20 protein-coding genes are annotated in these 20,739 nt (G+C 60.2%); 11 read left to right on the top strand and 9 right to left on the bottom strand.

Annotated features, from left to right (window positions below; genetic code table 11):
• Position 1: 1 nt before the first annotated feature.
• From BKP54_RS01570 to BKP54_RS01540, 7 genes are all read right to left on the bottom strand, one after another.
• On the bottom strand, positions 2-889 hold the full coding sequence (locus BKP54_RS01570) for an ABC transporter permease (RefSeq protein ID WP_025430411.1): 888 nt from the start codon (positions 887-889) through the stop codon (positions 2-4).
• Entirely contained in the window at positions 889-1,911 is a 1,023-nt protein-coding gene (locus tag BKP54_RS01565) for an ABC transporter permease (RefSeq protein ID WP_084814074.1), read from the bottom strand. The genes BKP54_RS01570 and BKP54_RS01565 overlap by 1 nt, the downstream gene beginning before the upstream one ends.
• 109 nt (positions 1,912-2,020) lie before the next feature.
• Positions 2,021-2,335, bottom strand: a complete 315-nt coding sequence (locus BKP54_RS01560) for a cupin domain-containing protein (RefSeq protein WP_057207316.1) — start codon at positions 2,333-2,335, stop codon at positions 2,021-2,023.
• A 62-nt stretch (positions 2,336-2,397) separates the two neighbouring features.
• Positions 2,398-3,147: a FadR/GntR family transcriptional regulator gene (locus BKP54_RS01555; protein ID WP_057207033.1), complete on the bottom strand. Its 750-nt coding sequence runs from the start codon at positions 3,145-3,147 to the stop codon at positions 2,398-2,400.
• A gap of 83 nt (positions 3,148-3,230) precedes the next feature.
• A complete protein-coding gene (locus BKP54_RS01550; protein ID WP_057207317.1) occupies positions 3,231-3,968 on the bottom strand; it encodes a FadR/GntR family transcriptional regulator in 738 nt (245 codons plus the stop codon).
• 81 nt (positions 3,969-4,049) lie between these two features.
• Positions 4,050-5,567: an aldehyde dehydrogenase (NADP(+)) gene (locus tag BKP54_RS01545; protein ID WP_057216780.1), complete on the bottom strand. Its 1,518-nt coding sequence runs from the start codon at positions 5,565-5,567 to the stop codon at positions 4,050-4,052.
• Between the two features lie 3 nt (positions 5,568-5,570).
• Complete coding sequence (locus tag BKP54_RS01540; protein ID WP_057207038.1) at positions 5,571-6,365, bottom strand: NAD(P)-dependent oxidoreductase; 795 nt, start codon at positions 6,363-6,365, stop codon at positions 5,571-5,573.
• A gap of 248 nt (positions 6,366-6,613) precedes the next feature.
• Between BKP54_RS01540 and kduI the strand changes: the two genes are divergently transcribed.
• From kduI to BKP54_RS01520, 4 genes are all read left to right on the top strand, one after another.
• Positions 6,614-7,438: a 5-dehydro-4-deoxy-D-glucuronate isomerase gene (gene kduI / locus BKP54_RS01535; RefSeq protein WP_084814073.1), complete on the top strand. Its 825-nt coding sequence runs from the start codon at positions 6,614-6,616 to the stop codon at positions 7,436-7,438.
• Entirely contained in the window at positions 7,435-8,178 is a 744-nt protein-coding gene (gene kduD / locus BKP54_RS01530; protein WP_057207041.1) for a 2-dehydro-3-deoxy-D-gluconate 5-dehydrogenase KduD, read from the top strand. Before kduI ends, kduD begins: the two co-directional genes overlap by 4 nt.
• A gap of 107 nt (positions 8,179-8,285) precedes the next feature.
• Positions 8,286-9,197 (top strand): 5-dehydro-4-deoxyglucarate dehydratase, encoded by a 912-nt coding sequence (gene kdgD, locus BKP54_RS01525; RefSeq protein ID WP_057216786.1) that lies wholly within the window; start codon positions 8,286-8,288, stop codon positions 9,195-9,197.
• Between the two features lie 23 nt (positions 9,198-9,220).
• Positions 9,221-10,357, top strand: a complete 1,137-nt coding sequence (locus tag BKP54_RS01520; RefSeq protein WP_057207045.1) for a mandelate racemase/muconate lactonizing enzyme family protein — start codon at positions 9,221-9,223, stop codon at positions 10,355-10,357.
• A 138-nt stretch (positions 10,358-10,495) separates the two neighbouring features.
• On the opposite strand, the gene BKP54_RS01515 is transcribed toward BKP54_RS01520, so the two are convergent.
• Positions 10,496-11,422, bottom strand: a complete 927-nt coding sequence (locus BKP54_RS01515) for a helix-turn-helix domain-containing protein (RefSeq protein ID WP_025430400.1) — start codon at positions 11,420-11,422, stop codon at positions 10,496-10,498.
• Positions 11,423-11,624: 202 nt separating this feature from the next.
• On the opposite strand from BKP54_RS01515, the gene BKP54_RS01510 reads away from it, so the two are divergent.
• The 6 genes from BKP54_RS01510 (at position 11,625) to BKP54_RS01485 (ending at position 18,536) form a co-directional block, all read left to right on the top strand.
• Positions 11,625-12,506: a sugar ABC transporter permease gene (locus BKP54_RS01510; protein ID WP_025430399.1), complete on the top strand. Its 882-nt coding sequence runs from the start codon at positions 11,625-11,627 to the stop codon at positions 12,504-12,506.
• A gap of 6 nt (positions 12,507-12,512) precedes the next feature.
• Positions 12,513-13,397, top strand: coding sequence for a carbohydrate ABC transporter permease (locus BKP54_RS01505; protein WP_025430398.1), 885 nt, complete (start codon positions 12,513-12,515; stop codon positions 13,395-13,397).
• A 2-nt stretch (positions 13,398-13,399) separates the two neighbouring features.
• Entirely contained in the window at positions 13,400-14,494 is a 1,095-nt protein-coding gene (gene ugpC / locus BKP54_RS01500) for a sn-glycerol-3-phosphate ABC transporter ATP-binding protein UgpC (RefSeq protein WP_025430397.1), read from the top strand.
• A gap of 40 nt (positions 14,495-14,534) precedes the next feature.
• A complete protein-coding gene (locus tag BKP54_RS01495; RefSeq protein ID WP_057207048.1) occupies positions 14,535-15,800 on the top strand; it encodes an ABC transporter substrate-binding protein in 1,266 nt (421 codons plus the stop codon).
• 73 nt (positions 15,801-15,873) lie between these two features.
• A complete protein-coding gene (locus tag BKP54_RS01490; protein ID WP_084814072.1) occupies positions 15,874-17,439 on the top strand; it encodes a glycoside hydrolase family 28 protein in 1,566 nt (521 codons plus the stop codon).
• Positions 17,436-18,536 carry a glycoside hydrolase family 88 protein gene (locus BKP54_RS01485; RefSeq protein WP_025430394.1) on the top strand — a complete coding sequence of 367 codons (1,101 nt, stop codon included), beginning with the start codon at positions 17,436-17,438 and terminating at the stop codon, positions 18,534-18,536. Before BKP54_RS01490 ends, BKP54_RS01485 begins: the two co-directional genes overlap by 4 nt.
• Positions 18,537-18,546: 10 nt before the next feature.
• Here BKP54_RS01485 and BKP54_RS01480 read toward each other — a convergent pair whose 3' ends face one another.
• On the bottom strand, positions 18,547-19,563 hold the full coding sequence (locus BKP54_RS01480) for a LacI family DNA-binding transcriptional regulator (protein WP_025430393.1): 1,017 nt from the start codon (positions 19,561-19,563) through the stop codon (positions 18,547-18,549).
• Positions 19,564-19,699: 136 nt separating this feature from the next.
• Between BKP54_RS01480 and BKP54_RS01475 the strand changes: the two genes are divergently transcribed.
• A complete protein-coding gene (locus BKP54_RS01475) occupies positions 19,700-20,734 on the top strand; it encodes a Gfo/Idh/MocA family oxidoreductase (protein ID WP_128090347.1) in 1,035 nt (344 codons plus the stop codon).
• The last annotated feature ends 5 nt before the right edge of the window (positions 20,735-20,739 follow it).

Here is a 20,739-nt window from a genome sequence, read left to right as displayed (position 1 = left end):
GCTACCTCCGATTTATCTGCTTGGGATCGAGCGCATCGCGCAATCCATCGCCGAGCAGGTTGAATGCGAGGCTGACAGACAGGATCGAGATGCCCGGGAAGGTGACGAGCCACCAACTGTCCAGCATGTACCGGCGGCCGGTTGCGATCATCGCGCCCCATTCGGGCAGCGGCGGCTGGGCGCCGAGGCCGAGGAAACCGAGGCCAGCAGCCGTGAGGATGACGGTCGCCATGTTGAGGGTCAGACGGATGAGGACCGAAGGCAAGCACATGGGCATGATCGACTTGAAGATGATGCGCGCCGGCGATGCCCCCTGAAGTCTTGCGGCAGAAATGTAATCTGCCTTGCGGAAGGTCATTGCCTCGGCGCGGGCAAGCCGAGCGATCGGTGGCCAGGAGGTCAGCGCGATGGCGACAATGGCGTTGTTGAGGCTTGGGCCTAGCGCCGCGACGAAGGCGAGCGAGAGAATGAGGCTCGGAAACGACAGGAAAATGTCGGTGATGCGCATCATCACCGTATCGATCTTGCCACCGAGATAGCCGGCGGTCGTACCGATGATGAGGCCGATGGGGCCGACGACGATCGACACGAGGAAGATGATTGTCAGCGTGATGCGGGCACCCCAGACAAGGCGGCTGAAAATGTCGCGGCCAAGCTCGTCGGTACCGAAGACATGCCCGTTGCCCGGCGGCTGCAGCGTTTTGGCAAGATCCTGCACATAAGGGTCGTGGGTGGCGATCAAAGGTGCAAAGGCAGCTACCAGAATGAGCAGCACCAGGACGGCGAGGCCGAATGTCGAGGTCGGGCTTTTCAAAAGGAACAGCACGATGTTCTTCAATGCGTGCAACGGAGCCGGCAGGCGGAACGTAGGTTCGGTGCGGGTAGACATCAGCGTGTCCTTGGATCGAAGATGCGGTAGAGAACGTCGGACAGTAGATTGAGCCCGATGAAGATGACGCCGACGATCAATACGCAGGTCATGACGGCATTCATGTCGCCGGTGATGAGATTGTTGGTGAGATACTGACCAAAGCCCGGCCAGGCAAAGACGGTCTCGATAAGGACCGCTCCTTCGAGCAGTGAACCGTAGGCGAGCGCGATGATGGTGACGAGCTGCACCCGGATATTGACGAAGGCGTGCTGCCAGATCGTCTGATTGTGCGAAAGCCCCTTCACTCTCGCGGTCGTCACATATTCCTGCCCGAGTTGATCGAGCATGAAACTGCGGGTCATGCGGGTGATGTAGGCGGAGGAGGAATAGCCAAGTAGCGCCGCTGGCAGGATGATGTGGTTCACCGCGGACCAGAAGACGTCCATCTCGCCGGCGATCAGGCTGTCGATCAAGAGAAAGCCGGTACGCTCTTCGACGAGACCGATGTAGAACTGGTCCATCCGCCCGCTGCCGCCGACCAGCCCGAGATGGGCGTAAAAGACGATGAGCGCAATCATACCTGTCCAGAAGATCGGCATCGAATGGCCGAAAAGGCTGAAGACACGCACCACATGATCCGGCCAACGATCCTTGTTGACGGCGGCAAAGACGCCAAGCGGCACACCCAGGCCTGCTCCAATAAGGATTGCGAAAGTGGCCAGTTCGATCGTCGCCGGCATGACATGAAGGATGTCCTGTATGACCGGCTGACCGGTGCGAATAGAGGTACCGAAATTGCCGGTGAAGACATCGCCTAGGTAATATATGAACTGTTCCCAAAGAGGACGGTCCAGGCCGAGCGCGTTGTAGACCTGTTCATAGGTCTCGCGGGTCGCATCTTCTCCGACTATGGCCCGCACCGGATCAGCGGGCATGAGCCGGCCAATGAAAAAAGTCAGGAGAAGCAGGCCGAGAAGCGTGACCGCAATGGTCCCGATCTGCCCGGCCGCTCCGTAGAAGCGTATGCGACGTAAAGACATGAATCCTCCGTTTGTCATCCGCCGGAAGGTGAGGCGGTACAGGCTCCCGTCCTGTATGACAACTTAAGGAAATCTGTCACAGGTTATGGGTACTGTCAAGCTAATCTGCTCACAGGAAGTCGTCTCGGCGGGGTGTGAAGCAGTCAATAAGTTCGCCGGTCTCCAGGCATTGGCACCCATGCTCAGTGTTTGAGGGGATGACGAGACTATCGCCGGCCTTCAATTCATGGGCTTCGCCGTCACGGAAAAAGCGGAAACGGCCACGCGAGACGTAGGTGGATTGAACGTGCGGATGGCTATGTAGTCGGCCGCTAGCGCCGCTTTCGAAGCGGAAAGATACGACCATGATCTCCGGTGAGTGCGAAAGAACTTGCCGGGTAACGCCAGTATCGGTCGAGATCGCGGGATAGGTGGGAAGGGTCATGGATGCCTCGTTGATGATGTACGACATCTCCAACATACATGCATTGCAGGCTGTATGACAAGCTAAGACAGGTTGACCTCTTCGGGGGCCAGTGTGCGCGAGCGCAGCAATACCTTGTAGCGATCCAGGCTGCCGCGAAGATGGGCGCGCATGCGCTCGCGCGCAGTGTCGCTATTGCCTTCGATAATGGCATCCACGATCAGGCCGTGCTCTTCCTGAAGGTGAAGGTTATAGTCCTTCGGGCGCGAGCCGGGAGCGGAGCCTTGCAGTTCGCCTCGAGGAATGATGCCGGACCGGATGAGCTGCAGGAATTCGGGAAAGCGACGGTTCTGCGTAGCCTCCGCGATGGCGAGATGCAGTTCGAAATCGGCGTCACGGGTGGGGCTCCCGGTGGCGAGGCATTCGCCAACGTGGTGATGGGCCTCGAGGATCGCCTCGATCTGTGCAGCAGAACGGCGCGAGGCCGCAAGCCCGGCGGACTCCACCTCAAAGACTGTCCTAAGCTCCAAAAGCTCTATGACCGAGGAAATGCGCTCGGTGGTCAGGTCCTTGAACGGTTGTTTCTTGTCTTCGAGCGTCTGCAGCGCGAAGATGCCGGCGCCCTTGCGCGCTTCCACCAGGCCGTCGGCGCGAAGGATTGCAATTGCTTCGCGCACTACGGTGCGGCTCACGGAATATTCGCGTGTGAGCGCACTTTCGCTCGGAAGCCGGTCGCCGGGCTGGAAGACGCCTTCGGTCAGGTCGCGACGCAGATCGGCGCTGATCTTTGCCGCCAGCGACGTGCCTCTCGCGTGATTGTTTTGGGCTTCCATTGCTGCTTCACCTGCATTGAACCTGTCTGGCATGTTATCGGTTATCTGTCCGAATGCAAGGGCAGGCTGTCTAAACCTGTACCTCAGCGAAGCACTCGTAGCATGGCGCGGTACCGCGCCTGACTGTTCTTCAGGTGAGCGCGCATGGCTGAGCGGGCCTGTGTCTCGTCGCCATTTTGAATGGCGACGAGGATCGCTTCATGTTCGTCCACGAGCCGCTCGATATCGACCAAGGGCAGCGTCGTCTCCTCACCGTTCTCGGTCACCGCCCGGCGCGGAATAAGCGTCGGACCGAGCATCTGCAGGAATTCTGCGAAGCGCGGGTTGTTGGTGGCCTGAGCAATCGCGAGGTGGAAGGCAAAATCGGCCTCTGCGCTCGGTCGGCCTTCCGCGGAACTCGTGCGGAAAGCATCGAAGGCCTCGATGATCTTTTCCTCCTGCCCGGGCGAGCGGCGAAGCGCCGCAAGGGCTGCAGCATCTCCTTCTACGGCGGTGCGAAGTTCGAGCATCTCGATCAGCGAAGATACGCGCGCCAGATCGACATTTTGAAACGGACGGCGGGTGGCAAGCGTTGGAGCGAGAACAAAGACGCCCGCTCCTTGGCGTGGCTCCACCAGTCCGTCAGAACGTAGTGCTGCAATTGCCTCGCGCACGACCGTGCGGCTCACACCGAATTCCTGCGTCAGTTGGGCCTCGGAGGGCAGCCGATCACCCGGCTTGTGATGACCCTTGGACATGCGTGCGCGAAGCGCGTCTGCAACCTTGACCACCAGCGTCGTGGTTGGCAGCGGAGCCGGTTCGTGGGTGGTCACTTTCGTCATGCGTGCCGCCATTCGGTGAATAAGCGGGAATCCGCCGTTGATTGTGGATACGCCATTGCCCCACAACGGCGCAATCCGTGCCTAGATCGATTTGAGGTCGTCCGGCTGCAGCTCCTCAGGCAGGTTCTGGTAGCAGACGGGCCTGAGGAACCTTCGGATGGAAAGGGTTCCAACGGACGTTGCGCCGAAGTTTGTGGATGCCGGATAGGGGCCGCCGTGGACCATGGCATCGCAGACTTCGACCCCGGTCGGGTAACCATTTGCCAGAACACGACCCGCCTTGCGCTCCAGGATCGCCAACAGGCTGCGTGCAACTTGAGTGTCGCCCGCATCAAGATGCAACGTGGCGGTAAGCTGGCCATTGAAGCTCTTTGCTACGGCAATCATCTCCTCGATAGTCTCGACCGTCACAATAAGGCCGAGCGGACCGAACACTTCTTCGGAAAGTAGATGGTTGGAGAGCCAGTCCTCGGCGGAAACGCGGAAGAGGAAGGGTGTGGCGTCGCGCTGGTCGCAGGTGGTGGTCAAGACCTCGCGCACACCGGCGCCGGCAGCGATGCGCATGCTTCCCTCGCGATAGGCTTTGGCCATGCCGTCAGTCAGCATCACCTGCGGACCGACCCCTGAGAGCGCGGAACGGGTCGCTTCGGCGAACGCGTCGGCCTGATCGGAAAGGATAATGGCGATGCCCGGATTGGTGCAGAATTGCCCGGCGCCGATCGTCAGCGAACTCGCCCACCCTTTTGCGATTTCCGCGCCGCGGGCTTTCAGCGCTTCCGGCAGGATGAACATCGGGTTCACCGAGCCCAGTTCGCCGAAGAAGGGAATGGGTTCGGGACGTGAGACGCAGAGATCGAAGAGCGCGCGACCGCCGGCAAGCGAACCGGTAAAGCCGACCGCTTTGACGAGCGGATGCGTGACGAGTGCGGTGCCGACATCGCGACGACCGCCTTGGATCAAAGAGAAGACGCCCGGGTGGAGGCCAAGTCTCCTGATGGCGGCATCGGCGGCTTCCGCCACGATCTCACTTGTGCCGGGATGGGCGGAGTGACCCTTGACGATGACCGGACACCCGGCGGCAAGCGCAGAGGCGGTGTCGCCGCCCATCGTCGAGAAGGCAAGCGGGAAGTTGGAAGCGCCGAACACGGCGACCGGGCCGATTGGGCGCTGCATCAAACGAATATCCGGTCGGGGCAGGGGGGTGCGGTTCGGCAGCGCCTCGTCATGGCGCCTGTCCAGATGTTCGCCCTTGCGGATGTGGGAAGCGAAGAGGCGCAGCTGACCCGTGGTGCGGCCGCGCTCGCCTTCGAGGCGGGCGGCGGGCAAGCCGGTTTCCGAGGCGCCGATCTCAGTGATCTTGGTCCCACGGACCTCGATTTCGTCGGCAATGGTGTCGAGGAGGGCAGCGCGCGTCTCGCGGGACGAATAACCGTAGGACCAGAAGGCTTCCTCGGCGGATTCGGCCGCCGTGTTGACCAGTTCGACGGTGCCGACGGAAAAGTCAAAGGCATCGCCGTGGGCGGGCTCGCTGCGGAATTTGATCTGCGCTGCGCGCCATTCGCCGGCGATCAGGTGTTTGCCATGTGGCTCATAGGTCATTTCTTACTCCTTGAATATCGGATTGTTTACGAAGTCGCCGCCCTGGAAACGTGTCGTCGGGTCGCTCGGGTCGGGCCTCGGGGTGAGGGCCTCAATGTGGGTGCGATGGGCCTCGGCATTGTCTTTGGGCTTCCAGCCCAGCCAGCCAAGATGCGAGTTGTCCCACCAGCCGGCGTCGTTGGCCGAGCTGCCCCAGATGACCGGGCAGCCAAGGGTCGACACGCGGAAAATTGCCTCGATCATCGAAGCGAAATCGTCGTGAGAGAGAAAGGTCGACAGCATTCGATAGTTCGTTGGCTCGAGCGTACAGGAGCCGATGCGTACCAGGGCGGTTTCTTGGCCAAATTTGTCGAAGTACAGGCGAGCGAGGGCCTCGCCGAAGCATTTGGAGACCCCATAGAGTCCGTCCGGGCGGTATGGGGCGTCTGGCCCGAGCCGCTCGGTCTGCGGATAGTAGCCGATCGTGTGGTTGGAACTCGCAAAGACGATGCGGGGCTGACCGTGAGAGCGTGCAGCTTCATAAAGATTGTAAAGGCCGACAATATTGCCGGCAAGGATCTGGTCGAAGGGCCGTTCGACGGAAACGCCGCCAAGGTGGACGATGCCGTCGCAGCCGGCGACCATCTCATGGACTGCTGCTGCGTCAGAAAGATCGCAGGACATGCACTCCTCATCGCGCTCGGGCGGGTCAAGCCGAGCAAGATCCGCAAGGCGAATTGTATCGGCGAGAGGCGCAAGCCGTTTGCGCATGACCCGGCCCAGCTGGCCCGCCGCGCCGGTGATCAAAAGGCGTCTCATTTGGGGTATTCCTTTGCGCATTGCCGCATTGCCAGGCACGGCACCGCAGCCATTTCGACCTGCCAATGGCGTGAACCGGCAGAGCCTCAACCTTCTAGCGGTCTTCGTGCCCGAAAAAGCTGCCATCGTTTCACTCGAAACCACATTCGGTCTCGCGTCATTCCTGCGGGCACCTTGACCTCCGATGACATATCATACAATAACGGTAACACATATTATATGTTGTCGACAACTTGAAGGAGGAATTTATGCTGACTGTTGAAACAAGGCAGGCGGTCAACCCGGAATACGCCAAAACACTCGATACATCCGGACTTCGAAAGCATTTCTTGGCCCAGGATATGTTCAGGGCCGGAGAGATCCGACTGGTCTACACCCACTACGATCGTTTCGTGATCGGTGGAGCGGTGCCGGGTGATGCGCCCCTGACGCTTGACAAGGTGGAGGAAACGAAGACCCCGCTGTTTCTCGATCGCCGTGAAATGGGCATCGTCAACATTGGCGAGACCGGTACTGTTGCCGCCGGCGGGCAGACCTATACCTTGAACCGGGGCGATGTGCTTTATCTCGGTGCCGGATCGGGGGCGGTCGCCTTTGCTGGCAAGGGCCGGTTCTATATCACGTCCTGCCCGGCCCATCGCAGCCTGCCGGCGCGCCTCATCACGGCCGCCGAAAGCAAGGAAGTGAAGATGGGCGCATCGGAAACCTCCAACAAGCGCACCATCAATCAGTTCATCCATCCGCTCGTGATGGAAAGCTGCCAACTGGTGCTCGGCTATACCACGTTGGAGGACGGTTCCGTCTGGAACACCATCCCTTCGCATATCCATGACCGTCGCATGGAGGCCTATCTCTATTTTGGTATGGATGAAAAATCCCGGGTGCTTCACCTGATGGGCGAGCCCCAGGAGACCCGCCACCTGTTCATCTCGAATGAGCAAGGCGCGCTTTCCCCACCCTGGTCCATCCACTCCGGCGCGGGCATCGGCTCCTACACATTCATCTGGGCCATGGCTGGCGACAACGTCGACTACACCGACATGGACTTCATCCAACCGGAGGATCTGAAATGATAAATTCCTTTTCACTTCAAGGGCGTAAAGCTCTTGTCACGGGATCGAATACCGGACTTGGTCAAGCGATTGCGGCAGGACTTGCTGCCGCAGGCGCCGAGGTGATCTGCGCGGCCCGCCGCTCGCCCGACGAAACTCTGGATTTGATCGGCAGGGCCGGCGGCAAGGCGAGTGGCATGCAGCTCGACTTCAAGGATCCCATGGCGGCACGAGACATATTTGTCGGCCGGGACATCGATATCCTCGTCAACAACGCCGGCATCATCCGACGGGCGGATGCGGTGGATTTCACCGAGGAGGACTGGGACGCGGTCGTCGATGTGAACCTGAAGGCATTGTTTTTCACGACCCAGGCGTTCGCAAAGGAGTTGTTGGCCAAGGAGCGGTCTGGAAACGTGGTCAATATCGCTTCGCTTCTTTCCTTCCAGGGCGGTATCCGCGTTCCCTCCTACACGGCCGCAAAACACGGCGTCGCCGGTCTCACCAAATTGCTTGCCAACGAATGGGCGGCGAAGGGCATCAATGTCAACGCAGTTGCCCCCGGCTACATCGAGACCAACAATACCGAGGCGCTACGCGCCGATGCCGCGCGCAACAAGGCAATCCTCGATCGCATCCCTGCCAATCGTTGGGGTCGCCCCGAGGACATCGCAGGGGCGGTGGTCTTCCTCTCCTCGCCAGCGGCGAATTACGTCCACGGTGCGGTCCTCAATGTCGACGGCGGCTGGTTGGCGCGTTAATCGACGGCTCGTGGCAATTTGTCATTTAACTTGTATGATGACTTATTGACATATGTATGATGTCTAGCTATGGCTACGGTCAGTTGAATGCACAGAGGAATACTGAAATGACCCCCGAACAAATCAAGGTTGCTCTTGGCTCCGGCCTTCTTTCCTTCCCGGTCACGCATTTCGATGCGCAAGGCCGCTTTGCGCCAGAAAGCTACAAGGCGCATGTCGAGTGGCTCGCGGGTTACAAGGCCCCGGTGCTTTTCGCAGCCGGTGGCACGGGGGAGTTCTTCTCGTTGCGGCCAGATGAAATCCCAGGCATCGTCGCATCCGCCAAGGAGGCTGCAGGCGAAACCGCCATCGTGTCGGGTTGTGGCTACGGCACCGAAATCGCTGTCGATATCGCCCGATCGGTCGAGAAGGTTGGGGCCGACGGCATCCTGCTACTGCCGCACTATCTTATCGATGCGCCTCAGGAAGGGCTCTATGCCCACATTAAGAAAGTCTGCCAGTCGGTCGGTATCGGCGTCATGGTCTATAACCGTGACAATTCGGTGCTGCAGGCCGATACGCTTGCCCGGCTGTGCGACGAATGCCCGAACCTGATCGGCTTCAAGGACGGCACGGGTGACATCGGGCTTCTGCGCCAGGTTACCGCAAAGATGGGCGATCGCCTGATGTATCTGGGCGGCATGCCCACGGCCGAGCTTTTTGCCGAAGCCTATCTCGGCGCCGGCGTCACCACCTATTCATCCGCCGTGTTCAACTTCGTACCGGGCCTTGCCAACGAGTTCTACGTGGCACTGCGCGCCGGCGACCGCTCTACTTGCGAGCGCATCCTGGTGGATTTCTTCTATCCGTTCATGGCGATCCGCAACCGGGTGAAGGGCTACGCCGTCTCGGCGATCAAGGCCGGCGTGCGGCTACAGGGCTTCGACGCGGGACCGGTGCGCGCGCCGCTGGTGGACCTGACGGATGAGGAACTGGGCATGCTCGACAAGCTCATCGGCGGGCACAAACGCAAGGTCTGATACCGCGACTTCCGGAGGAATGCATGAAGATCACCGCCGTTCGCACGCATCTCTTGGAACACCGGCTCGACACGCCGTTCGAAAGCGCCTCGATGCGCTTTGACCGCCGTGCTCATGTCCTGGTGGAGATAGAATGCGATGATGGAACGATCGGCTGGGGCGAATGTCTCGGTCCGGCAAAACCCAACGCGGCGGTGGTCGCAGCCTTTTCGCCCTGGCTTATCGGTCAGGACCCGCGCTCAACCGAGAAAATCTGGGCCGTGCTCTACAATGCACTGCGCGATCAGGGACAGCGTGGTCTCACCGTCACCGCACTGTCGGGCATCGACATCGCGTTGTGGGACATCAAAGGCAAGCACTACGGCGCCTCGATCTCCATGCTGCTTGGTGGACGCTGGCGGCAAAGCGTGCGCGCCTATGCCACGGGTAGCTTCAAGCGTGACGGCGTCGATCGGGTTGCCGACAACGCCAACGAAATGGCGGAGCGCCGCACACAGGGGTTCCACGCCTGCAAGATTAAAATTGGTTTCGGCGTCGACGAGGATCTGCGCGTCATCCGCGCTGTTCGCGAGGCGATAGGCTCCGAAATGCGCCTGATGATCGACGCCAATCACGGTTACACCGTCACCGAAGCGATCCGGCTCGGCAAAGCAGCAGCGGAGTATGATATCGACTGGTTCGAGGAGCCGGTGGTGCCCGAACAGCTGTCGGCCTACCTGGAGGTTCGCACATGTCAGCCGATCCCCGTTGCGGGTGGCGAGACCTGGCATACAAGGTTCGGCATGTGGCAGGCGCTGGAGGCCCGTGCGGTCGACATTCTCCAGCCCGATCTCTGCGGCTGCGGCGGCTTTTCCGAAGCGCAGAAGATCGCAAGCCTGGCGACACTTCATGGTATCCGCGTCGTGCCACATGTCTGGGGGACAGGCGTGCAGATCGCCGCGGCACTGCAATTCATGGCAACGATGGTGCCCGATCCGGTCCGCGCCAATCCGATCGAGCCGATCCTGGAATTCGACCGAACGGAGAATCCATTCCGGCAGGCGGTGCTTAAGACACCACTGGAGGCGGTCAATGGCGTCGTCACTATTCCAGATGGTCCAGGTCTCGGGATCGAGATCAATCGTGATGCCCTCGTCGAATTCAAGATGCTCCAATCGTGAAACGAACGAGCGCAGTCTTCCAGCACGCGTACCGCGTTTGCAAAGCGGCGCTTTAGACGCAGCGTGGCCGTGAACTAGGCTGACTCCGATGGATCTAAGGGGTCCTGGCCCGCTAGCTTCATAATTTCGATCGTCCGTTTATCGCTTCTCGATCGTGCGGGCGGTTGCAAGGCGTATTTCCTGCTCCGGTTCGTCGAGTTGCATCAAGTCGCCATGCCGGCTCTGATGAACCTTGTTCAGGTGGTCGCGGGGGCTGAGCCCAAGTGTGCGCTTGAACATGCGCGAGAAGTAATAGGGGTCTGCATAGCCGACCTCCGCAGCCGCTGCCGCAACCGAAAGCCCTCCTTCCAGAAAATGCATCGCGCGCTCCATTCGCTTGAGCTCCTGGTATTTGCGTGGCGTGCGGCCGACGCGCTTCTGGAATTCGCGCAGAAAATAATCGTAGTTGTAGGGTGCGGCATCGACCGCCCTCATGGCGATGTCGGTTTCAAGCGGATTGGCCGAGATCATCGTTGCTGCCTTCATCACCGCAAGGTCAATCGCATCCGCGCCCTCCGGCTGGTAGGTCGCGTGGTCGCGCCACCCGAGAAACGCATCCTCGATGAAGGCGATGAGAAGGACCATGAAAAGATGGTGCTGGCCGAGCGATACCGAGGAAGGGGGCGCGCTCTGACGGTAGTGACGGGCAATCGGTTCCAGAAACGGCCAGCGGCTCAGTTGCAGTTTGGGCCTGAGTTGCATCTGCTCGATGAGATTGTGACGACCATAGATGTCGAGCGTAAAGTGCTGCGCCACGCCTATATAGGTTTCGCGCCCTTCATTCCAGCCGATGAAGTGTTGGCCGCCGCTGATCAGCATGGCGTCGCCCCGCTCCATCACGCGTGGTTCGCCGTCGATCAGATAATGACCGCGGCCCTCAAGGCAGATGACGAGATCGTCGACCGGATTGGATTTGTCGATCCGCCAGGTTTGCGAATGCTCCATGCGGATCGCCGCGCGCGTCAGGTTGAGCGTCAACGCCGCGGCGGGAATCGCCGATAGAATACCACCTTCGATTTCGTCCATCTTTTTCCTTCCCTTTGTGAATTCATTCTGATCTGAAAATAGCCCAATGTCACCGAATAAACCGTGTCTTCTGGGGAGGAGATCGGTTCGTGGTATAGAAACGTGGCATTCCGCCCATTCTTCCTGCACCGAATTGGGAGCCAGATTTGTACAAAATTGCATCTATGCAGGCTGCGCTCAAGGGCTGCCCGGGAGGGATGTCATGAAGATGCAGCGCCTTATGGGGCTGGGCTATCTCGCCCCGTATATCATCGGCCTTCTGGTCTTCACGGCGATCCCTTTCATCGGGTCGCTGTACCTGAGCTTCACCAGCTATGACCTTATGAGCGAACCTCGGTGGACAGGGATTGCCAATTACGAACGGCTCTTCACTCGCGATCGCACCTTCACGAAGTCGCTGAACGTCACGCTGCTTTATGTGTTCCTGACGGTACCGTTGAAGCTTGCCTTCGCGCTCTTCATCGCCGCGATCCTAAACTACAAGCTGATGTTCATCGGTCTCTTCCGAACCGCCTTCTACGTTCCCTCCATCCTCGGCGGCTCAATCGCCATTGCCGTTTTGTGGCGCTACATCTTCGCCACGGAGGGGCTTGCCAACATGGCGCTGACGACGGTCGGTTTTTCTCCGGTTGACTGGTTTGGTGATCCGACGAACGCGCTGTTCACCATCACGCTATTGCGATGCTGGCAGTTCGGATCAGCCATGGTGATTTTCCTCGCCGCTCTGCAGTCGATTGACAAGTCGCTTTACGAGGCAGCAGCCATCGACGGCGCGGGCAAGGTGCGCACCTTCTTCTTCATCACGTTGCCACTGCTGACCCCGGTCATTTTCTTCAACCTCATCATGCAGATGGTTCAAGCATTCCAGGAGTTCAACGGACCTTACATCATCACACAGGGTGGTCCGCTGAAGGCGACGTATCTGCTGCCGCTCTACATCTACGACGAGGCCTTCAAGAAGTTCAACATGGGCTATGCCTCGGCCATAGCATGGGTGCTCTTCACCATCGTCACCGCCCTGACCCTCGTTGCCTTCTGGTCATCGAAGAAATGGGTCTTTTACGCAGGCGACAAGAGGAGCTGACCGCAAATGACCGATCTCGCAACCTTCAACGATCTCCAGGCCGCTCGCAGGGCAAGGCTCCGTCTCGTCTCGACGGCGGTCCGCTATGTTCTGCTCTTCGCAGTCGGCTTCGTCATGCTCTATCCGCTCATCTGGCTGGTTGGAGCGAGCTTAAAGACAAATTCCGAAATCTTCGCAGGTGCAGGCTTCCTGCCGGAGAACCCGACTGCCGAAGGTTACATCAAGGGCTGGCAGACATCGACACCCTATACGTTCGGCCGGTTCTTCTGGAATTCCTTCCTGATCATCCTGCCAAAGGTGATCGGGACGGCCATCTCCTGCACGCTGGCGGCCTATGCGTTCGCCCGGTTCGATTTCCCATTCAAGAAGATCCTTTTCGGCTCGGTCATTGCAATCCTGCTGTTGCCCAATGTCGTCACCCGCATTCCTCAATATATCCTGTTCCGTGATCTTGGCTGGCTCGACAGCTTTCTGCCGCTCTGGGTGCCGTCAGCGCTCGCTGGCGACGCCTTCTTCGTTTTCATGTTGGTGCAATTCCTGCGCTCATTGCCAACAGACATGGAGGAGGCGGCACGGGTGGATGGTGCCAATAGCATCCAGACGCTGATCTATATCGTGGTCCCGATGCTCGCCCCGGCACTGATTTCGGTGTGCCTGTTCCAGTTCATGTGGACCATGAACGATTTCCTCGGGCCGCTGATCTATCTGTCCTCGGTGGACAAGTATCCGGTCAGCCTCGCCCTCAAGCTTTCGATCGACACGACCGAAGCTTTCGAATGGAACCGCATCCTCGCGATGTCGGTGCTCACGATCGCCCCTGCTCTGATCGTGTTCTTTGCTGCGCAACGTTACTTCATTGAAGGGATCTCCTCCGGGGGGATCAAGGGCTGAACATGGCTAAGGTTCAACTGAAAAATCTCGAAAAGGTCTATGGCAACGCCTTCAAGGCGGTCCATGGCATCAATCTCGACATCAACGACGGCGAGTTCATGGTTTTCGTCGGCCCGTCGGGCTGCGCCAAATCGACGACGCTGCGCATGGTGGCGGGGCTCGAGGAGATTTCCGGCGGGGAAGTCCTCATTGGGGACCGGCGCGTCAACGATCTGCCGCCGGGCAAGCGCTCAATTGCCATGGTCTTCCAGAACTACGCTCTCTACCCTCATATGAAGGTTCGCGGAAACCTGGCCTTCGGGCTCAAGATCGCCGGCAAGCCGAAGGCGGAGATCGAGGCCGCGATTAAGCAGGTGGCCGAGATCCTCGAAATCGAGCCGCTTCTCGACCGCCTTCCCAAGCAGCTTTCAGGCGGTCAGGCCCAGCGCGTGGCTCTCGGTCGCGCGCTCATCAAGAAGCCGGGCGTCTTCCTGTTCGATGAGCCACTATCCAATCTCGACGCCAAGTTGCGAGCCTCGATGCGCGTCCGCATAACCGACCTGCATCGCCAGCTCAAAGCGGAGGGCTTGTCGTCGACGGTCATCTACGTGACGCATGATCAGACCGAGGCCATGACGATGGGGGATCGCATATGCGTAATGCAGGCGGGTCACATCATGCAGGTGGCCACGCCCAAGGAACTCTACGATCGCCCGGCGAACCTGTTCGTGGCCGGCTTCATCGGCAGTCCGGAAATGAACCTTGTCGACGCCCGGCTCGACGGATCGTCCTTTTCGATCGGCAGCCAGACCTTGCCGCTCGGACCACACCTTGAAGGCCGGCTTTCGGCCCGCCCGACAGAAGCCGTGATCGGCACCCGACCACAGCATCTATCGCTGGCGGCGGACGGGCCGGCGCTCACCGCGAAGCTCACTAATGCTGAGTTCATGGGGCACGAGGTCTATCTCCACGCTGATCTCGAGGGTCGCAAGGTGGTGAGCGTCGTCGGCGCAGCCGAGTTCGAGGCACTGGGAGGGTCGGAGATCATCCGCCTTCGTCCCGATCCGGAACGATTGCACATTTTCGACAAGACTGACGGTCGCAACGTGTCGCTTTGAGGAGGCGGCGTTGGGCCATACACCAAGAAGGAGGAGAACCATGAAGACTGCGAAAACCTTGCTTGCATTGACCGGCGTCGCCTATGGCGCGCTCACGTTCGGTGCCACCGCTGGCGCCGCCGAACTGCGCATGGCGTGGTGGGGCGGTGATAGTCGTCACGTAGCCACTCAAAAGGCGACAGCTGCCTGCGGCCAGAAATACGGCCACACGGTCAAGGGCGAGTTCACCGGCTTCGACGGCTACCTCGAAAAACTGACGACGCAAATGGCCGGCAGGACCGAAGCTGATATCGTTCAGGTCAACTGGCCGTGGCTGCCGCTGTTTTCCAAGAATGGCGAGGGGTTCGCCGACCTTCGCACGCTGAAGGCAATCGACCTGTCCAACTGGACGGAAGGCGATCTCGCGGCCGGTTCGATGAATGGGGTCCTGCAGGGGCTATCCGTCTCGACGACGGGTCGTGTCTTCTTCTTCAACGCGACGACCTTCGAAAAGGCAGGCGTCGAAATTCCGAAGACCTGGGACGAGTTCTTCGCCGCAACCGCGACCATCAAGGACAAGCTCGGCAAGGACCACTACACCTTCAACGCGGTGAAGGAGACTGCCCAATTGCTGGTGACCCTTGCCGTCGTGCAGAAGACTGGCGAGGATCTCGTCGATCAGACGAGCAACCGCGTAGCATGGACGCCAGAGGAACTCGCCGAAGGCATCTCCTTCCTCGGCAAGCTGGTGGAAACCGGCGCGATCCGCTCGCAGAAGGAGGAGGCCGCCGACGGCAACGTCAATCTGTTTGAAAAGCCCTCCTGGGCCGAAGGCAAGGTCGCCGGCTCCTACGAATGGGATTCAACTTACTCCAAGTATGCCGACCCGTTGAAGGATGGTCAGGTTCTCAAGCCTGTACCAATGCTGAAGCTTTCGGATGCGGTTACCGAAGGCGTCTATCGCAAGCCTTCCATGGTGTTTTCGATCTCCAAGAACTCGAAGAACCAGGATGCGGCGGCGCAGATCGTCAACTGCCTCCTGAACGAGCCGGAAGGCATCGATGCTCTAGGCACCTCGCGCGGTCTTCCCGCGTCGAAAGCGGCCGCCGCCAGGTTGGGTGACAAGGGCGAACCCGAGGTTCGCGCCGCCAATGCGATCGTCATGGCCGCCACGGGGCCGATGGTTTCGCCCTTCAATGAACACCCAGAAATTCGTGCCGCTTTCATCGATACGCTTGAGGAGTACGCCTATGGCCAGATCAGCGCAGAAGATGGCGCCAAACAGATCATCGACACGGTGAACGACGTCCTGGCCGAGTTCGACTGACCATTGATACTGCCCGCCGCGGATGCCGCGGCGGGTCCTCCGTCTCTTGGCGGCACGCAACACGAGGCACGACATGACCCGACCTTCCATCATCGCGCGCTCGGCGCGAACGGCGGCGCTATGCCTGCCGCAGCCCGGAGCCCTCTACCGTTTGAAATCGAGGACGGTCTGGCGGCTTTCATCCCCGGATGAGACCGGCGTTCTGCAACACGGAGAAGCCCAAACGGTCGTCACCCTTCTGCACGGGCTTCGTCCGGCTACCCGTTATCTTTTCGAGGTGGAGGGATTTCAGCCGCTGTCGTTTCAGACTGCGCCCTGCGCAGGTGTCGTGGAAGCAACCGATTTCGGACTCGTCGCCGATATTGCGCCTGACGATATTGAAGGCGCGCGCAGCAATGCTGCGGCCCTTTGTGAAGCGGTCGCAGCCGTTCCAACCGGAGGTACGCTCCATCTCGGTCCAGGCCTGTGGACGTCCTTTCCACTTAGGCTCAAAAGTCAAATGACTTTGCACCTTGCCGAAGGGGCGACCCTCCAAGCGCCTTCGGTGCGCGCGGGCTGGCCTGTTCTCCCTTCCCACGATCACAACGGCAGCATGCTTGGAAGTTGGGAAGGTCTGCCGGCGGCCTGCTTTAATGCCCCGGTAAACGCGGTGCAGGCGGATAACCTGGTGATCGAGGGCAGGGGCGTCTTCGACGGATCTGGCGACAGGGGCGATTGGTGGAGTTGGCCGAAAGAGACGCGTGATGGTGCGCGTCGCCCGCGTGGCCTGCATCTTATCAACTGCCGTGATGTGACACTGCTCGGTTTTACGATCCGCAATGCACCGTCCTGGACGATCCATCCGCAAGGCTGCGCTCGGCTGACCGCTGCCGGACTAACCATCGTTGCCCCAGCTGACAGCCCGAACACCGATGGGTTCAACCCTGAGAGCTGTCGTGAGGTCGTGATTGCGGGCGTGCGCTTTTCAGTCGGCGACGATTGCATTGCCGTCAAGGCAGGAAAACGCGGCCCGAACGGCGAGGCTGATCACCTTGCCGAAACGCGCGGCGTCCGTGTCAGTCACTGCCTGATGGAGCGTGGCCACGGCGGCTTGGTAATTGGCTCGGAGATGTCCGGCGGCGTCGATGACGTCTCCGTCGAGGATTGCGAGATGATCGGCACCGATCGCGGCCTGCGGCTGAAGACCCGTCGCGGTCGCGGCGGGTCGATCACCAATATCGCAATGCGCCGCGTACTGCTCGATGGCGTCGAAACCGCGCTGTCGGCCAACGCTCACTATCATTGCGACGCGGATGGCCACGATGACTGGGTGCAGTCCCGTGAGCCGGCGGTCGTCAATTCTGGAACGCCGCTCATCGACGGCGTCACCATAGAAGACGTCGAGATCCGCGGGCTCGCACATGCGGCAGGCGCGTTTCTCGGACTGCCCGAAGCCCCGATCCGCAACGTCCGTATCCGCCGCCTTAAAATCACCTCGAGCAATCCCGCAGCCGTCGCAACGCCACCCATCATGGCCGACCGCGTGCGAGCCATGCGCCATGAGACGATTGTCAGCGAGCGGGCAGAGGTCGATTGCGACGATCCCTCCTTGTTGAGCGCCGCCCCCGTGTCCCTTCCTTTCGATGAGATGCTCTCGTGAACCCGACAGAATATTTCGACGAATTCGCCAAGCGCTACAACCACTACAAGGGCGGTAGCTGGTGCTACGAGGATGGATGCGTCTATCGCGGCCTCAGTCTTCTTTTTGATGCAACAGGCGACACGCGCTGGAAGGCGCATCTTCATCGTCTCGCCGATCAGCAGATCGGGGCCGATGGCGCGCTTGCGGGCTACCACCCCCAGGAATACAACATCGACAATATCCTGGCCGGGCGCGCCCTATTCCCGCTGGCTGAAGGTGCCGACGAAGTGCGCTACCGATTGGCCGCCGATCGACTGGCTAGGCAGTTGGAAACGCACCCACGCATTTCCGCCGGTAACTACTGGCACAAGAAGCGCTATCCGCACCAGGTCTGGTTGGACGGGCTGTATATGGGGCTGCCCTTTCAGATCGAATATGCGACGATGACCGGCCGCAAGGACCTGATCGCCGATGCGTTGCAGCAGTTTTCAACGGCTTTAGCACTCACGGCGACTACACGCGGCCTCTATGTTCATGGCTATGACGACAGCCGCCAGCAGCGCTGGTCTGACCCTGTGACAGGCAAGTCTCCCGCTGTCTGGGCACGGGCCGTGGGCTGGCTGGCAATGGCAGTGGTCGATGCTCTGGCGACACTTCCTGTTGACCAGGCGACCGCCTCGTTGCGCCAGCGCGCCCGCTTGCTGCTAAAGGAGATCATGGCCCGTCAGGCAGCCTCCTCCGGCCTTTGGCATCAGGTGCTCGACGCGCCGGATCTGAAGGGCAACTACCTCGAAAGCTCTGCCTCGGTCATGTTTGCCTATTCGCTTTTGCGCGCCGCTCGTCTTGGTCTAGTCGAGGCGGACACTGCTGCGGGGGCGGCTGCGGCCGGGCAGCGCGCCCTTGACGCGCTGTTGAATACCCGGCTCGTTGCCGATGCCGAAGGGATCACCCGCTTCACGACCATTGTCCATGTCGCCGGTCTTGGAGGTTTCGAGGGCAACTATCGCGATGGTTCACCGAGCTACTATCTCACCGAACCCATCGTTTCGGATGACGCCAAAGGTGTGGGGCCCTTGATGATGGCATATGCGGAAAGCCTGATGGCCGCTTCGTGAAGCCGCTTGATCAGTCGCTTTCACCAGGAACGAGATCCATGGGCCACAGGCATCGCGCGGATCTCTCGCGGTATATCTCGGCGAAGGCCGGCATCGTCGCAAGCAGGGATTCGGCAAGTGCAATGCCAAGGTCCCGTAGCGACAGGCTGAACGATGTCAGTCGTGGCGACAGAAACTGCGAATGCGGGCTTTGACGCCCGATGATCGCCAGGTCGCGCCCGGGTTTTATTCCGGCTTCGACCAGTCCGCGATAAAGCCCGACGGTAATGGCCTCGTTGATGAGGACGATTGCCGTCGGACGTGTCTCAAGCGCACTCAGTTCCCGGGCGATCTGGTAACCCCCGGCCTCGTTGGGTGTCGAGCGAAAGATGTGACGTGCGTCGAGGTTGAGGCCGTGCCGGGCGAGGGTGGCGCGGCATTGTTCTTCGAACACATAGCCAAGGTTCATGTCGTCGTGCGGACGGGTGACGGCGATATGCTTGTGCCCGCGGGCAACCAGCCGGTCGATGGATGCCTCGGCCATGCCTTCGAAATCGAGGTCCAGCCAGGGCTGGCCGACATCGGTCAGACTTCGTCCGAGCGTGATGAAGGGGATCTTGCGCTTTGCCAGCAGTTCGAAGCGGGCATCGTGGCGCCGGGTGGCCGACAGGATGATGCCGTCGGCAAAGCCGCGGGCGACGACGCGTTTCAGATAGTCGTTCGGGTCCTCTTGCGAGGAGCAGAGCAAGGCGACCAGATCGAGCTTGTGACGAGCAAAGACCGTCTGCACACCGTCGAAGACGCTCATGAAGAAGGTGTCGCCCTGGCCGGTGATTTCGGACCCCGTCTGCATCATGAAGCCGATGACGCCGGTCGTGCCCTTCCTCAGCGCACGGCCCGATTGGTTGGCGACATAGCCAAGGGATTCCGCCGCTTCTAGAACCCGCTTGCGCGTCTCTTCGTTGACGTCGGGCTTGCCATTCAGCGCGCGGGAGACTGTGCCGATCGAAATGTCGAGATGTTCGGCAAGTTGGCGAATCCCCTTCATTTTTCCGCGTTCCTCCCCAGACCCGCGACTGGCCATTTTCACACCTCTTGACACAAAAACCCTTTGCCGCATAGTATCGTAAACGTTTACGGAAGCCAACTGAGGAGTTTCGGCTTTCGTTCCTGGAGGAAATCACGTGAGACACAAGGCCGTTTTGTGCGGGTGCGGAGCTATGGCCAAAGGCTGGCTGAAGGCTCTGACGGAGAGCGACTTTCTGAGGGGGAAGGTGGAGGTTGTGGGCCTCGTCGATCTCGATCAGGCGACCGCGCAAGCGCTCGCTGCCGAGTTCAAGCTTCACGACATCATCATCGGTACAGACCTGCCGGCAGTCCTGCGCGAGAGTAGGGCCGATCTGCTGTTTGACGTCGTCGTTCCGGCCGCTCGGCGCGCGGTCGTGGCGGCCGGTCTGGCCCATGGTTGCCACGTGCTCAGCGAAAAACCGATGGCCGCCACGCTCGATGAGGCGCGCGAACTGCGCCGGCTCGCAACTGACGCTTCACGTGTTCACGCGATCGTCCAGAACCGCCGTTTCATCGACGGCGTCCGCCGGATCCGCCGCCTCATCCAATCCGGCAGCCTCGGTGAACTGACGGCGTTGCATTGCGATTTCTTCCTCGGTCCACACTTCGGCGGCTTCCGCGAGCAGATGGACAACGTCCTGCTGCTCGACATGGCCATCCACACCTTCGACGCGGCGCGCTTCATGTCAGGCAAGGATCCTCTTGCCGTCTATTGCCACGAATACAATCCGCAAGGCTCCTGGTACCGCCACGGCGCTGCAGCCAATGCGATCTTTGAATTCTCCGACAATGTCGCCTTCACCTATCGCGGATCCTGGTGCGCGCAGGGCGCCAATACCAGCTGGGAAAGTGCGTGGCGGATCACCGGCTCCAAGGGAACGCTCATCTGGGATGGCGGCGAACGCTTCGAAGCCAATGTCGTCAGCGGTCGCGAAGGTTTCCTGCGGGCGGTCGAGCCGATCACGGTTCCCGAGGCTGAAGACGGTGCCGACACGCACGGCCATGTAAGCGTCATCGAGCGCTTCATCGGCGCGATCGACACGGGAACCGTGCCGGAAACGGACGGTAGCGACAACATCAAGAGCCTTGCCATGGTCTTCGGCGCGATCGACAGCGCCCGTGATGGCAAACGCGTCACCATTGCAGCCTAGGAGCC

The organism is Ensifer sp. 1H6 (assembly GCF_001976035.1).
GTDB lineage: Bacteria > Pseudomonadota > Alphaproteobacteria > Rhizobiales > Rhizobiaceae > Ensifer > Ensifer canadensis.
Note: the sequence above shows the minus strand (reverse complement) of the source record. Positions and strands in the feature narration are given on the sequence as shown.

What these genes read in the sequence shown, in the direction of transcription:
- BKP54_RS01565 (WP_084814074.1), bottom strand. Translation starts at nt 1,911, where the DNA reads ATGTCTTTACGTCGCATACGCTTCTACGGAGCGGCCGGGCAGATCGGG.
- BKP54_RS01540 (WP_057207038.1), bottom strand. Translation starts at nt 6,365, where the DNA reads ATGAGACGCCTTTTGATCACCGGCGCGGCGGGCCAGCTGGGCCGGGTC.
- ugpC (WP_025430397.1), top strand. Translation starts at nt 13,400, where the DNA reads ATGGCTAAGGTTCAACTGAAAAATCTCGAAAAGGTCTATGGCAACGCC.
- BKP54_RS01555 (WP_057207033.1), bottom strand. Translation starts at nt 3,147, where the DNA reads ATGGAAGCCCAAAACAATCACGCGAGAGGCACGTCGCTGGCGGCAAAG.
- BKP54_RS01570 (WP_025430411.1), bottom strand. Translation starts at nt 889, where the DNA reads ATGTCTACCCGCACCGAACCTACGTTCCGCCTGCCGGCTCCGTTGCAC.
- BKP54_RS01520 (WP_057207045.1), top strand. Translation starts at nt 9,221, where the DNA reads ATGAAGATCACCGCCGTTCGCACGCATCTCTTGGAACACCGGCTCGAC.
- BKP54_RS01510 (WP_025430399.1), top strand. Translation starts at nt 11,625, where the DNA reads ATGAAGATGCAGCGCCTTATGGGGCTGGGCTATCTCGCCCCGTATATC.
- BKP54_RS01495 (WP_057207048.1), top strand. Translation starts at nt 14,535, where the DNA reads ATGAAGACTGCGAAAACCTTGCTTGCATTGACCGGCGTCGCCTATGGC.
- BKP54_RS01560 (WP_057207316.1), bottom strand. Translation starts at nt 2,335, where the DNA reads ATGACCCTTCCCACCTATCCCGCGATCTCGACCGATACTGGCGTTACC.
- BKP54_RS01515 (WP_025430400.1), bottom strand. Translation starts at nt 11,422, where the DNA reads ATGGACGAAATCGAAGGTGGTATTCTATCGGCGATTCCCGCCGCGGCG.
- BKP54_RS01545 (WP_057216780.1), bottom strand. Translation starts at nt 5,567, where the DNA reads ATGACCTATGAGCCACATGGCAAACACCTGATCGCCGGCGAATGGCGC.
- kduD (WP_057207041.1), top strand. Translation starts at nt 7,435, where the DNA reads ATGATAAATTCCTTTTCACTTCAAGGGCGTAAAGCTCTTGTCACGGGA.
- BKP54_RS01480 (WP_025430393.1), bottom strand. Translation starts at nt 19,563, where the DNA reads ATGAAGGGGATTCGCCAACTTGCCGAACATCTCGACATTTCGATCGGC.
- BKP54_RS01505 (WP_025430398.1), top strand. Translation starts at nt 12,513, where the DNA reads ATGACCGATCTCGCAACCTTCAACGATCTCCAGGCCGCTCGCAGGGCA.
- BKP54_RS01490 (WP_084814072.1), top strand. Translation starts at nt 15,874, where the DNA reads ATGACCCGACCTTCCATCATCGCGCGCTCGGCGCGAACGGCGGCGCTA.
- BKP54_RS01550 (WP_057207317.1), bottom strand. Translation starts at nt 3,968, where the DNA reads ATGACGAAAGTGACCACCCACGAACCGGCTCCGCTGCCAACCACGACG.
- kdgD (WP_057216786.1), top strand. Translation starts at nt 8,286, where the DNA reads ATGACCCCCGAACAAATCAAGGTTGCTCTTGGCTCCGGCCTTCTTTCC.
- kduI (WP_084814073.1), top strand. Translation starts at nt 6,614, where the DNA reads ATGCTGACTGTTGAAACAAGGCAGGCGGTCAACCCGGAATACGCCAAA.